At 67.5% G+C, this 1,976-nt stretch carries 1 protein-coding gene; it reads right to left on the bottom strand.

Annotated features, from left to right (window positions below):
* Positions 1-112: 112 nt before the first annotated feature.
* Positions 113-1,819: an IS1634 family transposase gene (locus ACNAW0_RS30280; protein WP_416291460.1), complete on the bottom strand. Its 1,707-nt coding sequence runs from the start codon at positions 1,817-1,819 to the stop codon at positions 113-115.
* Positions 1,820-1,976: the final 157 nt, after the last annotated feature.

Here is a 1,976-nt window from a genome sequence, read left to right as displayed (position 1 = left end):
TGGGTTCCACAGATGTGTCGGTCGACTAGTCGACGAATCTTGGGGTTGAGCTGCGAAAACATGGCTTCAGCCGCCTAGCGGGCGTGTCACTAGGCGATCGAGTTTGTGCTGGTCAGGGCGTTGTGGTGAGTTCGATGATCTTCTTGGGTGGGCCGAGCTTGAGCGCGGCCAGCAGGTCGCGTTGAGGCTTGGTGAGCTCGGTGGTCTGCCGGAAGGTGCCGGCGGGTCCGGTGAACGTGATGGTGTGCAGCCGGTCCAGGTCGGCGCGGATGGCGGGCCAGGTGCGGCCGGTCATGGTCTCGGCGGTGCGAACCAGCAGCAGGGCGAGCCAGCAGAGCAGGACGTGGGCGCGGATGCGGTCTTCGAGGCGGTGGTAGACCGGGCGTAGGTCCAGGACCGATTTCATGTCGCGCCAGCCGCGTTCGACTTCGAGGAGCTGCTTGTAGCCCAGGGCGATGTCTTCGGGGGTGAGCTTGGGGTCGGAGCAGCGCAGCAGGTATTTGCCGTCGAGGCGGGCTTCGGCCTTGACTGCCGCGGCGTCGATGCGCAGCAGCCCGCCGGGGGTGACGCGCAGGAACCGGTTGAGGCCGGGTGAGGTGGAGATCTGCCCGCGCAGTTCGGCCCGCTTGGTGGCGCTCAACGAGTCCGAGCCGGTGATCTTGTCGGTCAGGCGGGCGATGAGGTGCTCACGGACGTGCTGGTCCCGCTCGGCTTCATCGGGGTTGAAGCAGATCACGAACCGGTCCCCGGCGTCGTCGAGCTTGACTTCCTTGACCTGCAGGTTCGCGCTGATCTGGGCGTAGCGGCCCTGCCGGGACAGGGCCGCCGCGGCTTCGGCCGAGCCGGAGCGCAGCTTCTCGCCGATGATGTAGTGCCCGCCGGCGCGTTGCAGGTAGCGGCGGTTGGCGGCGGAGCTGAAGCCGCGGTCGGCCACCCAGACGATGCGGGCCAGGCTCCAGTCGCGCATGTCGTCCTTGACCTGGCGGATCAGCGCCGAGTCGCTGTAGTTGCCGGGCCATGACCACACCCGCACCGGGATCCCGCTGCGGGTGACGGCCATCCCGACCACGACCTGGGGCAGGTCGTCGCGGTGGTCCTTGCTCTTGCCGTGGCTGCGAAACCCGCTGTCACGTACCGCATCGGACGGCTCGGCGGCCGCCTGCACCCGGCCGTGCTCGTCTCGGGCGGCCGGCTCGTCGGCTTCGCCGGTCTCGAAGTAGGTGCTGGTGGTGTCGAAGAACAGCAGGTCCACCTCGAGGTTGAGCAGGTCGGCCACCTGGTGGAAGACCTGCCGGGCCACCTGGTCCTCGACGCCGAGCAGGACGTCCATCGCCCGGTAGCAGGCCTCGTCAACCACGTCGGACAGGCCGTCGATGTGCACGTCGTGGGCGATCCAGTCGGTCGCGGCCAGCTTCGACGACGGCTTGAGTGCCCGGTTCGCCGTCAACGCGAACAGGATCCGCTCCACCCGGGTGGCGTCGGCCCGTTTGCCTGCAAGGGCGTCACGGATCGCGGTATCGACACCGAGCCGGCGCCACAAGCCGTCGAGCACGTACGCGCCACCCATCGGCCGCGCGTCGGTCAACGTCATGTCCGCCGGGGCGGTCAACGCCGCTGCAGCCGCCGGATCCAGGAGCCTGCTCAACGCGGTGACCAGCCGCTGCACCGCCGGGCGGTCGAGTTCGTCTTCCCGGCCGAACGAGTACAGCACCTTCGTGCGTGACATCCCGGCCTGCGCATCCCACTCGTTGTGCGCCAACTGCAGGTAGCGCACGACCTGGCCGGTCTTGTTCTTCCGCGACGACACCCGCACATACACGTGGCTAGAGGTTACGGACTCCAGTGCTGCTCAGCAAGACCGAGCCCCCGGAATCGTGTCACTAGGCAACTTCGGCTATTCCGCTATCCGGCAACCCCGTGACCTGCATCTTTACACGATCCACATACCTAGACCGCCCAACATCTGTGGAACCCAG

This window comes from Micromonospora sp. SL1-18, from assembly GCF_047921505.1.
Classification (GTDB): Bacteria; Actinomycetota; Actinomycetes; order Mycobacteriales; family Micromonosporaceae; genus Micromonospora.
Note: the sequence above shows the minus strand (reverse complement) of the source record. Positions and strands in the feature narration are given on the sequence as shown.